At 63.2% G+C, this 13,412-nt stretch carries 12 protein-coding genes; 5 read left to right on the top strand and 7 right to left on the bottom strand.

Annotated features, from left to right (window positions below; all coding sequences use genetic code 11):
- The first annotated feature begins 31 nt into the window (after window positions 1–31).
- Both GL300_RS16035 and GL300_RS16030 read left to right on the top strand, forming a co-directional pair.
- A complete protein-coding gene (locus GL300_RS16035) occupies window positions 32–997 on the top strand; it encodes a sugar-binding transcriptional regulator (protein ID WP_155040671.1) in 966 nt (321 codons plus the stop codon).
- A gap of 48 nt (window positions 998–1,045) precedes the next feature.
- Complete coding sequence (locus GL300_RS16030; protein WP_155040670.1) at window positions 1,046–1,735, top strand: GntR family transcriptional regulator; 690 nt, start codon at window positions 1,046–1,048, stop codon at window positions 1,733–1,735.
- A 217-nt stretch (window positions 1,736–1,952) separates the two neighbouring features.
- Here GL300_RS16030 and GL300_RS16025 read toward each other — a convergent pair whose 3' ends face one another.
- From GL300_RS16025 to GL300_RS16000, 6 genes are all read right to left on the bottom strand, one after another.
- Complete coding sequence (locus tag GL300_RS16025; protein WP_155040669.1) at window positions 1,953–2,963, bottom strand: DctP family TRAP transporter solute-binding subunit; 1,011 nt, start codon at window positions 2,961–2,963, stop codon at window positions 1,953–1,955.
- 40 nt (window positions 2,964–3,003) lie between these two features.
- Window positions 3,004–4,281, bottom strand: a complete 1,278-nt coding sequence (locus tag GL300_RS16020) for a TRAP transporter large permease (RefSeq protein WP_155040668.1) — start codon at window positions 4,279–4,281, stop codon at window positions 3,004–3,006.
- The gene (locus tag GL300_RS16015) at window positions 4,278–4,817 is read right to left on the bottom strand and encodes a TRAP transporter small permease (protein ID WP_155040667.1); all 540 of its coding nucleotides are present in this window, start codon (window positions 4,815–4,817) and stop codon (window positions 4,278–4,280) included. The genes GL300_RS16020 and GL300_RS16015 overlap by 4 nt, the downstream gene beginning before the upstream one ends.
- A 1-nt stretch (window position 4,818) precedes the next feature.
- Window positions 4,819–6,006, bottom strand: a complete 1,188-nt coding sequence (locus tag GL300_RS16010; protein ID WP_343043077.1) for a fumarylacetoacetate hydrolase family protein — start codon at window positions 6,004–6,006, stop codon at window positions 4,819–4,821.
- Between the two features lie 125 nt (window positions 6,007–6,131).
- Window positions 6,132–6,848, bottom strand: a complete 717-nt coding sequence (locus GL300_RS16005; protein ID WP_155040666.1) for a FadR/GntR family transcriptional regulator — start codon at window positions 6,846–6,848, stop codon at window positions 6,132–6,134.
- Between the two features lie 41 nt (window positions 6,849–6,889).
- Window positions 6,890–8,347 carry an FAD-binding oxidoreductase gene (locus tag GL300_RS16000; RefSeq protein WP_155040665.1) on the bottom strand — a complete coding sequence of 486 codons (1,458 nt, stop codon included), beginning with the start codon at window positions 8,345–8,347 and terminating at the stop codon, window positions 6,890–6,892.
- Window positions 8,348–8,481: 134 nt separating this feature from the next.
- On the opposite strand from GL300_RS16000, the gene denD reads away from it, so the two are divergent.
- From denD to GL300_RS15985, 3 genes are read left to right on the top strand one after another with little or no spacing between them, the layout of a single operon-like run.
- Window positions 8,482–9,465, top strand: coding sequence for a D-erythronate dehydrogenase (gene denD / locus GL300_RS15995; protein ID WP_155040664.1), 984 nt, complete (start codon window positions 8,482–8,484; stop codon window positions 9,463–9,465).
- Entirely contained in the window at window positions 9,462–10,358 is an 897-nt protein-coding gene (locus tag GL300_RS27290) for an NAD(P)-dependent oxidoreductase (protein ID WP_343043076.1), read from the top strand. Before denD ends, GL300_RS27290 begins: the two co-directional genes overlap by 4 nt.
- Window positions 10,355–12,136: an IlvD/Edd family dehydratase gene (locus tag GL300_RS15985; RefSeq protein ID WP_155040663.1), complete on the top strand. Its 1,782-nt coding sequence runs from the start codon at window positions 10,355–10,357 to the stop codon at window positions 12,134–12,136. Before GL300_RS27290 ends, GL300_RS15985 begins: the two co-directional genes overlap by 4 nt.
- Window positions 12,137–12,626: 490 nt before the next feature.
- On the opposite strand, the gene GL300_RS15980 is transcribed toward GL300_RS15985, so the two are convergent.
- Entirely contained in the window at window positions 12,627–13,214 is a 588-nt protein-coding gene (locus tag GL300_RS15980; RefSeq protein WP_155040662.1) for a YdeI/OmpD-associated family protein, read from the bottom strand.
- Window positions 13,215–13,412: the final 198 nt, after the last annotated feature.

Below are 13,412 nucleotides of genomic sequence, written 5' to 3'. Positions count from 1 at the left end.
ACAAGCGCCTCCCGCCCGATGAGATGCGCCCATGTTGAACAAGGATTTTCCGCAGGCCGATGCCTTCACCGTCGAAGTCTGCTGGCATTATTTCGTGAATGAATTGACCCAGGCCCAGATCGCCAAGGCGATGGGCGTGACCCGGTTGCGGGTGAATCAGGCCATCCAGCGCGCCCGCGCCCTGGGGTTGGTCAAGGTCGAGATCGATTCGCCCTTCCTGCCGCGCTTTGATCTGCAGGACCAGTTGCAGGAACGCTTCGGGCTGGCGCGTGCGTTGGTGGCCCCGGCCAATCCCGAACATTACGATTATCACAATGCCTGCGGCGCGGCGCTGGCGGCCTATATGGCGGAGCGGCTGCAGGCAGGCGAATGGCGGCGCATCGGCGTGTCATGGGGGATGACGCTGCAAAGCGCGATCAACCGGATGATGCAGCAAAGCCTGCCCGAGCTTGAGGTGATCTCGATGATCGGGGGGACCAGCCGGGGGGATTCGCTCAATGCCTTCGGTATCGCCTCGGGTTTGGCGGGGCGGCTTGGGGCGCGCTATTCGCTGCTGGCCGCGCCGATCTTTCTTGCGCCGCAGATCGACCGTGCCGCCTTTCTGGCGCAAGAGATCTTCACCGAGCATTTCCACAAGCTGACGGCGCTGGACGTGGCGATCCTGACGGCCAGCGACATTTCCGAACGCAGCTATCTGATCCGCACCGGCCTGCCGTCCGAGGTTGGCATGCGCGACCTGACCGATGCGGGCGCGATCGGGGATGTGGTCTGTCGGTTTCTGGACGGGCAGGGCCAGCAGGTCAGGACGGCATTGGACGACTGCACCATCGGCATTGATCTGGAAACCTTGCGCCAGACGCCTGAACGTGTGCTGGCCGCAGCCGGTCCGCATAAGGTCGCGATCATTCGCGCGGCCCTTCGGGCGGGATTGGCCAATATTCTGATCACCGACGATCTGACCGCGCGTATGGTGTTGGAACACGACGCGCGGGTTTGATCCCGCGACCGTATTCCGCATCCGACATTCAATGCATCGGAGAACCCCATGCCTCTGCCCGTAGCAGCCCTTGCGCCGCTGGACCCTCATGCCCTTGTCGGGCTGCGCGAGCATGTGCACCGCGCGTTGCGGCAGGTGATCCTGCAGGGCGGATTCGAGCCGGGCGCGCGGCTGAACGAACGCGCCATCGCAGAGCAACTGGGCGTCAGCACCACCCCGGTGAAAGAGGCCCTGCGCCTGCTGGAAGCCGACGGTCTGGTCCGCACCAAGCCCCGCAGCGGGGTGATCGTGAATTTCGATTTCGCCTGGGCCGAGGAAATGATCCTCGCCCGCGCCGCCATCGAATCGACCATCGCCCGGCTGGCCGCGCAGCGCATCACCGCGCCAGACAAGCCGGTACTACAGGCCATCCTTGACGACATGCAGCGCGCCACTGCCGAAAGCAGCGCCGAGGAACTGGTGCAGCTGAATGAGGTCTTTCACGGCCATATCCGCTCGGTCGCGCGGGCGAATTACCTGCGGCTGTTGAACGATCGGCAGGATGTCTATGACAGCGGCGCAAGGCGGGTGATCCATTCCGATCCGGCGGAACGCCAGCAGGCCCTGACCGAGCATCGGCAGATCGGCCGCGCGGTCATTGCTGGCGACCCCGATGCCGCCGAAGTCGCGATGAAGGCTCACGTCCTGCGTGCGGGCGACAGCTATCTCGATCTGGTTTTCAGAAAGAAAAAGGACTGACACGCGCCAAAATGGCTTTCCGACGAGCCCGGTTGATGGGCAGATCGAGGCTTGGAGGCGGGCGTTCTAAGTCATCGCAGCAATGGCGCGAATGTCGTGGTGGTCACGAATAGGCGTGATCTTCACCATGGCCTCTCGCTGAAAAAACCGGCGCCGCGATGGCGGCGCCGCAGTTTCGGCCGCGCCGCCCGGGGGGACGACGGCGCGACCTTGTGGCTTAGTTGCCGCGGATCGCGGCCAGTTCTTTCTGCACGCGGTCGACGACGTCTTCGCCGATATCGGCCTTGTGCTTTTCGTAGACCACTTGCGACTTCTCAAGCATGCGGGCCTGTTCTTCCGGGGTGATGGTGTTGAACTTCAGCCCGGCAGCTTCGACCTTGGCCAGCGAGGCCTTGTTCAGCTCTTGGATGACCTTGCGTTCTTCATCGCGGCCAACGGCGGCGCAGTCACGCAGGGCCTGCTGTTCCTCGGGCGAATAGGTGTTGAAGATCGCCTTCGAGAACAGGAACAGGAACGGGGTGTAGGCGTGCTTGGTCTCGCTGACATAGCTTTGCACCTCGTAGAATTTCGAGGTGTCCAGCGTGACATAGGGGTTTTCCTGCGCGTCGATCGCCTTGGTTTCCAGCGCCGAGAATACCTCGCCAAAGGCCATCGGCGTGGCGTTGGCACCGAAGTTGGCGAAGCTGTCGAGGAAGATGTTGTTCTGCATCACGCGCAGCTTCAGACCCTCGAAGTCTTCCCATTTGGTGATCGGCAGCTTCGAGTTCGACACGTTGCGGAAGCCGTTTTCCCAATAGGCAAGGTTGACCAGCCCGGCCTCGTCCAGCTTCTGGTTCAGGAAGTCGCCGAACTCGCCATCCATGACGGCATAGGCTTCTTCGTTGCTGCGGAACAGGAAGGGCAGGTCAAAGACGCCAAGCGCCGGGACGATGCCGACCAGCGGCGAGGACGAGGTGACAACCGCTTCCTGCACGCCCGAGCGCAGCGCCTGCGTCGCCTGAAGGTCGCCGCCAAGCGCGCCGCCCCAGAAACCGGTCATCTTCATCTGGCCGCCGGTCTTCTCATCCAGGCAGACCTGCATGGCCTTCATGCCGTTGTTGACCGGGTGATCCTCGTTGATCCCGTTCGAGACGCGGAAGTTGCGCGCCTGGAAATCGGCAAGGGCGGGCGTTGCGGCACCCAGCAGGGTCGAGACAAGCAGCGCGGCCTTGATTGCGTGGTTTTTCATGTGGTTCCTCCCAGGAATTCAGAAAACGGTTGAAGTTTGATCAGTAGAACCAGTTCGCCGGGACCGTCACGATCTGCGGGAACAGGACCAACAGGAACAGGACGATGGTTTCGGCGATCAGGAAGGGCCAGACACCGGTGATGACCTTGCCCAGAGGGATCTTGCCGACGCCGCTGACGACGTTCAGCACGACGCCCACCGGCGGGGTCAGCAGGCCGATGCAGCAGTTCATGATGAACATGACGCCAAAGTAGATCGGGTCGATCCCGGCCTTGACGACGATCGGCAGCAGCACGGGCGTCAGGATCAGGATGGTCGGCGTCAGGTCCAGTGCCGTGCCCACGATCAGGATCAGCACCATGATGGCGAACATCAGCAGTTTCGGGTTGTCGATCAGCGGCTCGATGTAGCCCGTGATCTCATTCGGTATGTTGGCGGCGGTGATCAGCCAGGCCGAAACCAGAGCGGCGCAGACAAGGAACATGATCGCGGCGGTGGTCTTGGCTGCGGACAGCAGCACCTTGGGCAGATCGGCGGGCTTCAGTTCGCGATAGACGAACATGCCGACGAACAGTGCATAGAAGGCGGCGACAACGGCAGCTTCGGTAGGCGTGACGACGCCCATCTTGATGCCGCCCAGAATGATGACCGGCATGCCAAGTGCCCAGGCCGCACGCGCGGCAGAGCGGCCGCGATCAGGCCAGCTGGCGCGCGGCAGGCTTTCGATCTTGTCCTTGCGGACCACGATCAGCCAGGTGATCAGCAGCGACACGCCCATCAGCACGCCCGGCACGATCCCGGCCATGAACAGTTTCGAGATCGAGACGTTGGCCGAGACGCCGAAGACGATGAAGGCCATCGACGGCGGGATGACCGGCGCGATGACGCCGCCCGCTGCAATCAGACCGGCCGAGCGCGGCACGTTATAACCGGCCTTGGCCATCATCGGGATCAGGATCGCGGCCAGCGCCGCGGTATCCGCCGCAGCCGAGCCCGAGATCGAGGCCATGATGATCGCGGCGACGATGGCCACGATGCCCAGACCGCCCCGGATATGGCCGACACAGGCGATCGAGAAGTCGATGATCCGCTTGGACAGACCGCCAGCGTTCATCAGCTCGCCCGCAAGGACGAAGAAGGGAATGGCCAGCAGCGTGAAGGTATCGGCGCCGATCATCATGTTCTGGGCGATGATCTGGGTGTTGAACATGCCCATATAGGTCATGAGCATGACGCCGCAGAAGATCAGGGCAAAGGCGACGGGCGCGCCAATGGCCATGGCCCCGATCAGGGAAACGATAAAGACGATTAGGGTCATAGGCCGCGCTCCGCCAATTCTTCGACGCTGTGGAACTCACCGGCAAAGGCGGCGATCTCGGCTTCGGTCACGCGACCGGTCAGCAGGCGGATGAAACGTTCAAGCGTGATCAGGATGATGCAGGTCGCGGTGAACAGGCCGGTTCCATAGACCCAGCCCATCGGGATGCCGGACACAGGGGCCAGCATGCTCATGTTGATCGGAAGCTGTTTCCAGCTGCCCCAGAACAACACGAACGAGCAGCCGATGATCAGCAGGTCCGAAAGACCCATCATCAGCATGCGGCCCTTGCGGCCCATCATCGCGACAAAGGTTTCCATGCCCATATGCAGGTTGTGGCGATGCGCCACGACCGCGCCGATGAAGGTCAGCCAGACAAAGAAGAAGCGCGACAGTTCCTCGGTCACCGGAATGCCCGAGTTCATGGTGTAGCGCATGACGACGTTCACAAAGACCATCAGAGCCATGCCGCCGATCAGGAAGATCAGCACATAGTCCAGAAGGCGGTAGAACAGGTTGATTACGGTCTTGACCATCTCAAATCCTTTCCCCCAATCCGCGTTTCACCAGATTGCGCATCAGCTCGCGCGTGCCGAAACCCCATTCCGGGCAGGCGTCCGAGCGGTCGACCCAGTTCACCAGACGGCCCAGACGCGGGGTCGAGATCTCGACCCGGTCGCCCATTTCATGGGTAAAGCCCTGACCCTTGCCGCGGCGGTCCTTGACCGGGGCGAACATGGTGCCAAGGAACAGCACCGCGCCATCCGGGTATTGGTGCGAACGGTTGCGCATCTGCCCGACCAGATCGGCGGGCTTGCGGCTGATGGCTGCCAGCGGGCTTTCGCCCGTCATCTCGAACCCGTCCTCGCCCTGAACCAGCAGCGAGACGACGACCTGTTCGACCACTTCCAGCGTGAACTCGCCATCGAACAGCCGGATGAACGGCCCGATCGAGCACGACGCGTTGTTGTCCTTGGCCTTGCCAAGCAGCAGGGCCGAGCGGCCCTCGACATCGCGCAGGTTCACGTCATTGCCCAAGGTCGCGCCGATGATGGTCCCGTCGGCGCGGGTGACCATGACCACTTCCGGCTCGGGGTTGTTCCATTCGGAAATCGGGTGCAGCCCGACCTTGTCGCCGCAGCCGACCGAAGACATCGGCTGGGCCTTGGTGAAGATCTCGGCGTCGGGACCGATGCCGACCTCAAGATATTGCGACCACAGGTTCATTTCCTGCAGCAAGGCTTTGACTTGACGAGATTTTTCCGAACCGGCCTGCACGCCGCGCAGGTTTTCCCCGATCACCGGGGCCAGACGTGCGCGGATTTCCTGCGCCCGGCCGCTATCGCCACGCGCCTGTTCCTCGATCACGCGTTCCAGCATGCTGTCGGCGAAGGTCACGCCAGCGGCCTTGACCGCCTGCAGGTCGATCGGGGCCAGCAGCCGGCCACGGCTTCCGTCCAGATATTCGTCCAGATGGCCGAGATCGGGCAGATCGGCGGTGCCCAGACGCTGGGCCACATCGTCAAGTTCCAGAAGACCCGAGACCGTCGCGGCAATCCCGCTGAGATCAAGCACGCGGCCATTGCGCAGCGTGACGGGGCAGGGGCCGCCTGCGTCATTGGACCAGACACGGCCGACAAGGATGGCGCGATCCGCGTCATCGGGCAAAATCCCGACCGCTTTCAACGCATGAGTTGAAACCAATGCAACCTCCCGTTTTTTCACGGCGCCTCCACGCGCCGTGCTGACATCAGGTGTCAGACAACATTATGACCTGATCCTTAACGCTGCGGTAAGATTCTGTCCACCGCCAATCGTCTTGTTGCCAAACTTTGGATCAGAGGATTGTTTCAGTTGAAAAATTCCAGCTCCATGCCGACCCGGCTGGCCGACCCGGTCAGGTGCTGGCGCATGGCGCGCCGTGCGGCCAACGGATCGCGGGCACGGATGGCGTCGCGGATGGCCATATGCTCATCGATGGTGATGGCCATGATTTCATCGAACAAAATCTGCTCGCGTGCGGCCATGATGACATGGCCGACCCGGTCGGCGATGGCGCTGATGAACTGGTCGAAATATGCATTCCCGGTTGCCAGCGCGATGATGCGGTGAAACTCCAGATCGGCGGCGACGCCTTCGGTGTTCCAGTCCTGCGATTGCGACATCCGGGCAAGGGCCGCGTCCAGCAATTCCAGCTGCGGCGGCGTGTGGTTGACCGCAGCCAGCCCCGCCGCCTCGATTTCCAGCGGCACGCGCAGCTGAAAGAGGTCGGTGAAGTCGTGCTTGTTCATCTGCTCGCCATCGCCAAGCCGAATGTGGCGAGCCTGCCGTTCGACCACGAAGGCGCCGACGCCCTGCCGGGTCTCGACCAGCCCTTCATTGCGCAGCTGCGCGATGGCCTCGCGAATCACGGTGCGGCTGACGCCGAAGGTCTGCGCCATCGCATGTTCGGTCGGCAGCTTGTCGCCGGGCTTGATGTCGCCCCTGTGGATGCGTTCCGCGAATTGCGACGCGATCCGCGCCGGCAGATGTTCGTTACGCGATATCTGCCCAAATCCCTGTGTCATCTCTGATCGAGCCTTTTTTTTCGTTCCTGATCCATCTCTTATCAGGTCCGGTCGATCTGACAGCCCGGATTCATCACCCCTTCGGGGTCAATGGCGGCCTTGATGGCCAGCAGCAGGCGGCGGCGGGTTTCCGGTAGGCGGGCGGTGAAATCGGGCTTCTTCAGCCGGCCAATTCCATGTTCGGCGCTGATCGAGCCCTGGAAGCGGTCCAGCACGGCGTTCACGATCTTTTTCGATTTCAGGATTTGCGCATCAAGACTGTCCGGGCCTTGGGCAAAATCCGGCAGCACGTTCAGATGCACATTGCCGTCGCCGACATGTCCATAGGACACACAAACCGCGGCGGGCATGTCCTGCGCGATGGCGGCCTCGGCCTCGGCCACGAAATCGGCCAGTTTGGACAGCGGGACCGAGACATCGGTGCGCAGATGCTTGCCGCGCTTGGCCTGACCTTCGTTCATGCCCTCGCGGATCAGCCACAGGTTCTGGGCCTGCGCATGGGATTGGGCGACGACGCCATCGACGACCAGCCCTTCCTCCATCGCGAGTTCAAGGAAGCGCGCCATCAGGTCGTCGATATCGACCAGACCCGAGCCCGAGATTTCCATCAGCACATAGGCCGGATGGTCAGCCTGAATCGGGATCTGCAGGTCCGGGATTGCCTCTTGTGCCAATGTCAGGGCCAAGGGTGGCATGAATTCGAATGCCGACATCAGGTCGCAGCATTGGCGACGGGCGCGGCGGTAAAGCTCGATCGCGTCGGGCAGGCTGTCCAGCGCCAGCAGGGCGGTCGCGACATGTTCGGGCCGGGGCAGCAGCTTGACCGAAACGGCGGTGATGATGCCCAGCGTGCCTTCGGCCCCGATGAACAGCTGCTTCAGGTCCAGCCCGCGATTGTCCTTGCGCAGCGTCGACAGCCCATCAAAGACCGTTCCATCGGGCAGCACCACTTCCAGTCCCAGCACCAGATCGCGCGTCATCCCGTAGCGCAGGACATTGACGCCCCCGGCATTGGTCGAGACATTGCCGCCGATCTGGCAGCTACCCTGCGCACCAAGCGCGAGTGGAAAAAACAGCCCGGCCTGCGCCACCTGATCCTTGAAGCTTTCAAGAACAGCGCCTGCCTCGACCACTGCCGAGAAATCATCGGCGTCGATGCGGCGGATGCGGGTCATCCGCTCAAGGCTGATGACCACCTGCGCGGCGGGCGCGTCGGGCGTCGCGCCCAGCACCAGCCCGGTATTGCCACCCTGCGGTACGACATCCAACCCCAGCGCCACGGCGGCGCGCATGCAGGCCGCGACCTCGGCTGTGTCGCGCGGACGCAGCACCGCGACCGCGCCGCTATGCACATCGCCATGCCAGTCGCTGCAATAACGCGCCGTCTCGGGTCCGGTCAGGACCACATCCGTGCCAAGGCTGTCGCGCAGACGTGCGGCCAATGCGTCGCTGTCGGCGGCAAGGGCCGCGCGGCCCGCCTCCTGAATATGTCGATCCATGTCGCCAGACCCTCCCTGGTCGCGCTTCGGCGTGAAAACACCTTGCATCATACAAAGATCAGGTTATCAGACAACCATATAAATCCGCTCGGCGGCGCGGTGCCGGAGCGGCGAGGTTTCGAGGAGGAGACCAGATGCATATTCTGATCATTGGCGCGGCCGGCATGGTGGGTCGCAAGCTGACGCAAAAACTGGTCGCCGAGGGCGGTCTGGCCGAACGCGCCATCGACGCGCTGACCCTTGTTGATGTTGTCGAGCCCGATGCCCCCGCGGGCTTTACCGGCAAGGTGACGCGTCTGACCGCCGACCTGTCCGATGCGGGCACCGCTGAAAAACTGATCGCGACGCGGCCTGACGTGATCTATCACCTTGCCGCCATCGTCTCGGGCGAGGCGGAGCTTGATTTTGAAAAGGGTTACCGCATCAACCTCGACGGCACGCGCGCGCTGTTCGAGGCGATCCGGCTGGCGCAGGCGGTGGATGGCTACCGTCCGCGCGTGGTCTTTGCGTCCTCCATCGCCGTGGTCGGCGCACCGCTGCCTTTCCCGATCCCGGACGATTTCCACACCACGCCCCTGACCAGCTATGGCACGCAAAAGGCGATGAGCGAGCTGCTGTTGGCCGACTATTCGCGCCGCGGCTTCTTTGACGGTATCGGCATCCGTCTGCCCACGGTCTGCATCCGCCCCGGCAAGCCAAACAAGGCGGCTTCGGGCTTCTTCTCGAACATCCTGCGCGAGCCGCTGATCGGTCAGGAAGCGGTGCTGCCGGTTCCCGAAAGCATCCGCCACTGGCATGCCTCGCCGCGTTCGGCGGTGGGCTTCATGCTGCATGCCGCGACCATCGACGTGGATCTGGTCGGCCCGCGCCGCAACCTGTCGATGCCGGGCCTCAGCGCCACGGTTGGCGAACAGATCGAGGCTCTGCGGCGCATCGCCGGCGACAAGGCCGTGAACCTGATCCGCCGCGAGCCTGATCCGATGATCATCCGCATGTGCGAAGGCTGGGCCCCCGGCTTTGAGGCCACCCGCGCCCGCGAACTGGGCTTCACCGCCGAGTCGAGCTTTGACGAGATCATCCGCGTCCATGTCGAGGACGAGCTGGGCGGCCAGTTGTGAGCGGGGTGAAGATCGTCTTTCTGGGGACGGGGTTGATGGGCGCACCGATGGTGCGCCGCCTGCTCGGGGCCGGGTTCCCGGTGACGGTCTGGAACCGCGCCCCGGAAAAGGCGCAGGCCTTGGCCGCCGACGGCGCGGTTGTCGCAACGGACCCGGTGCAGGCCGTGATCGGGGCGGATGTGGTCTTTACCATGCTATCGGACGGGCACGCCGTCGCTAATGTGCTGTTTGAACAGGGAGTGGCGGGCGCGCTGGCATCCGGCGCCGTCGTCATCGACGCCTCGTCCATTGCCCCGGCAATGGCGCGCGATCATGCCGCAAGGCTGGCGGAACTGGGCATTGCCCATGTCGACAGCCCGGTTTCCGGTGGCGTTGTCGGCGCACAGGCTGGCACCTTGGCCCTGATGGCCGGGGGCGACGCGGATGTGATCGCGGGTCTGGCCGATGTGTTCGCGCCGCTGGGGCGCCTGACCCATGTCGGTCCGTCCGGTGCGGGGCAGGTCTGCAAACTGGCGAACCAGCAGATTGTCGCCGTCACCATCGGTGCGGTGGCCGAGGCGATGATGCTGGTGCAGGCCGGCGGCGCGGATCGCGCCAAGTTCCGCGATGCGATCCGGGGCGGTTTCGCCGAAAGCCGCATCCTCGAATTGCACGGCGCGCGTATGGTCGAACGGAACTTTGCCCCCGGTGGCCCTTCGCGGCTGCAACTGAAGGATCTGAACGCGGTGGCCGATCTGGCAGCGGCCACCGACCTGACGCTGCCCCTGACCGAGGTTGTCCGCAGCGCCTTCACCGATTTTGTGGCATCAGGCCATGGCGATACCGATCACAGCGGGCTACTGCTGCATCTGGAAAGACTGAACGCAGCCATCCCTGCGGAGGAGAGCAAATGACCTCGGACCAATCGCCACGCCGCCTGCGCTCGCAGGACTGGTTCGACAACCCCGATCATGCCGACATGACGGCGCTTTATCTTGAGCGCTTCATGAACTACGGCACCACGCCCGAGGAACTGCGCTCGGGCAAGCCGATCATCGGCATTGCGCAATCGGGCAGCGATCTGAACCCCTGCAACCGCCACCATCTGGATCTGGCCAAGCGCGTGCGCGACGGCATCCGCGATGCGGGCGGGATTCCGATCGAATTCCCCTCGCATCCGCTGTTCGAAAACTGCAAGCGCCCGACCGCTGCGCTGGACCGCAACCTGGCCTATATGGGTCTGGTCGAGCTGCTTTACGGCTATCCCTTTGACGGGGTCGTGCTGACCACCGGCTGCGACAAGACCACGCCTTCGGCGCTGATGGCGGCGGCGACGGTGGATATTCCGGCGATCGTTCTGTCCGGCGGGCCGATGCTGGATGGCTGGCACGATGGCGAGCTGGTGGGTTCCGGCACGGTGATCTGGCGCTCGCGTCGGAAATATGCGGCTGGCGAAATCACCCGCGAGGAATTCCTTGACGCGGCGCTGGATTCGGCCCCCTCGGTCGGCCATTGCAACACCATGGGCACGGCCAGCACGATGAACGCCATTGCCGAGGCGCTTGGCATGTCGCTGACCGGCTGCGCGGCGATCCCCGCCGCCTATCGTTCGCGCGGCCAGATGTCCTATCGCACCGGCCGCCGCGCCGTGGAACTGGTGCTGGAAGACATCCGCCCCTCGGACATCCTGACGCGCGAGGCTTTCCTGAACGCGATCCGGGTGAACTCGGCCATTGGCGGCTCGACCAATGCCCAGCCGCATATCATGGCGATGGCGAAACATGCTGGCGTCGATCTGCGTCCCGAGGATTGGCAGGCCCATGGCTATGACATTCCGCTGCTGGCGAACGTCCAGCCCGCCGGGGCTTATCTGGGCGAGCGTTTCCACCGCGCGGGCGGCGTCCCGGCGATCATGTGGGAACTGTTGCAAGCCGGCAAGCTGAACGGCACTTGCCCGACGGTCAGCGGCCAAACCATGGCCGAAAACCTCGAAGGCCGCGAGTCGACCGACCGCGAGGTCATCAAGCCCTATGCCGATCCGATGATGGAGCGCGCAGGCTTCTTCGTCCTCAAGGGCAACCTGTTCGACTTCGCGATCATGAAGACCTCGGTGATTTCCGCCGATTTCCGTGCCCGCTACCTGTCGGAACCGGGCCGCGAGGGCATCTTTGAGGGCAAGGCCTTCGTCTTTGACGGCTCCGAGGATTACCACGCCCGCATCAACGATCCGGCGCTGGACATCGATGAGCGTTCGATTCTGGTCATCCGGGGCGCGGGTCCGCTGGGCTGGCCGGGCTCGGCCGAGGTGGTGAACATGCAGCCGCCGGATCACCTGATCAAGCGCGGCATCACCAGCCTGCCGACGCTGGGCGACGGGCGGCAATCGGGAACTGCGGACAGCCCGTCGATCCTGAACGCCTCGCCCGAAAGCGCTGCGGGTGGTGGTCTGGCGTGGATTCGGACGGGCGATATCATCCGTCTGGACCTGAATACGGGCACCTGCGACATGCTGGTGGACGATGCCGAGATCACCCGCCGCAAGGCCGATGGCATCCCTGCTGTCCCGCCCTCGCGCACGCCATGGCAGCGCATCTATCGCGAGACGGTGACGCAGTTGCAGGACGGCGCGACCATTCGCGGCGCCGAGGATTTCCAGCGCATCTCGTCGACCCCGCCGCGGCACAACCACTAAGCTATCGCTCTGCGCCGGTCGGGATTGGCCGGCGCAGAACTTGCTATCCGTCCCAGCGCGATCGCATGCGCCGCACTATTGCCGGAGCATCGTGCCCGAATGTTCGGCCACCACTTGCCGGATCATGATCATCGTAGCGGTCTTCATTGCATTGAAAATGCATTTCCGACGGCAAGCTCGGTGTCGTCTCTTTCAGTGTTGGACAAACGTCAGCAAATCGATCAGGCCCCGTGTCAGTTCTGCTGTCTGTGATTGAGGACGCGCACGAGCGCGTGCCCTCTGCCATATCCGCCCGCGGGCATCGGCAACCAGCAGCGCGGATCGCTGCGGCGGGGGCGAACGCACTCGCGCGCCACGAGATAGGGAAGCAGCCCCAGTTCAGGGCGTCACGGATTCTGCGACAGCAGCGACAAGCCGCCGACCAAAACACCCGTCGCGATTTGCAATGGTGCCGTCCCGGCCAACATCGCGTGACGGTCACCATGCATTGTCAGCGGTCGTTCATTCCCTTGCCCGCAAGGACCTTAGGTGTGGCCTTCACGATACGCGAGGTGCGGGTTTCCGCCTGCTTCGGCTGCGAGAAATGCAGCACCCAGCTGCGCCGACGTCCCGGCGTGAGTGCCTCGAATGCGGTTCTAAAGGTCGTATCCGTATCAAGGTGATCGACCAGTTCGGTCGGATATTCCAGATCGTCCTTGGGCAGATCGACCTTTTGCCCGGCCATCTCGATGGCGATCGCCTCGCGAAGATAGTCCATCAGGACGGGCCGCAACCGTTCGACCTGCTCAAGTGAGGTGAAATTGACGACCCGTTGCGATCGCGAGTTTTCGCCGGGGGCTTCCAGAATGCCTTTGGAGTCTGGCAACAGCACGCCCTTGAAAAAACCCAGCGCCGCTCGATCCTTGAAGTCCCAGATGATCGCGACATTGCCGCGCGCGCAGGCATAGACCGGGAAATGCCATTTGAAGGTCTCGGTCAGGCCGCTTTGCAGCAGGATGTCCCGCAGGGCGCTTAGTTCCTTTTGCCATAGGCTCAGCCCGGCAAACCATGCCTCGACCTCGGGATGCTTCTCCGACATTGCAATTCTCCCTCGTTCGGGGCGATCTTGCCGTGGCGGTTGGGTTCTGTCGAGATGATTGGTCGGATGCGTAGATTGGTTACATAAGTCCGATTATTCTGCAAAATTGTATAGCGAGGTGGATTCAAGTTGGAACTGCGACTTTGATGTAAAATCAGTGCATTGCATCAAGGAGTATTCTCCATGTCCAAACCTTAC

The organism is Paracoccus litorisediminis (assembly GCF_009711205.1).
In the GTDB taxonomy this organism is placed as follows: Bacteria; Pseudomonadota; Alphaproteobacteria; order Rhodobacterales; family Rhodobacteraceae; genus Paracoccus; species Paracoccus litorisediminis.
This window is presented reverse-complemented; position numbering and strand designations above follow the sequence as displayed.